The organism is Halobacillus sp. A1, assembly GCF_024189295.1.
Classification (GTDB): domain Bacteria; phylum Bacillota; class Bacilli; order Bacillales; family Halobacillaceae; genus Halobacillus_A.
This window is the reverse complement of the sequence record NZ_JAIZEN010000067.1, coordinates 1-513: the sequence shown is the minus strand read 5'-3', so window position 1 is coordinate 513 and position 513 is coordinate 1. Positions and strand designations below refer to the sequence as shown.

At 44.6% G+C, this 513-nt stretch carries 1 protein-coding gene; it reads right to left on the bottom strand.

The window, feature by feature from the left end; genetic code table 11:
• Positions 1-272: 272 nt before the first annotated feature.
• Positions 273-513, bottom strand: a 241-nt coding sequence (locus LF817_RS20010; RefSeq protein WP_253937567.1) for a hypothetical protein, incomplete at its 5' end; no start/stop codon positions are given.

The window sequence follows — 513 nt, the reverse complement described above, 5'->3', positions numbered from 1 at the left end:
GGCGGCGGGGAATGACTCGCTTTCCGTGGGAGCGCGGTGAGCTTCCTCGGACGTCCCGTCCTGCGGGATCTCACCAAGCACTCTCTTCCCACAGGAGTCTCCCCATTCCCCGCCGCCCCTCCCTATATATGCGCTTCTCGAAATCCAATTAATAAGAAAATTCTTAATTAAAGAGGGAGAATAACACTCCAGTGCAACGGTTAAATTGTCCTATTTTAAAACTCCACAATTTTAATTTAGTTTACTTGCCTTCCTGTGCAAGGTTGATAATCTCATTCCAGTTCATACGAAATTGAACGAAGCGCTTTCGCTTTTAAAAATGGAATATCGCAGTTCCCCAATCCTCGATTCGAAGTAAGCGAGAAAAAGTACCGCTTTGCTAAGAGGAAGCGGTTTTCATCACTCTGTTCTTTCGGATTAAGATCTTTATAGCAAGGTTTTGCAACCTGAGACACTTGGACAGAGAATCTGCGTACTAACAGAAATGTTTGCTTTTTCTTGAAGCGGTTTCGA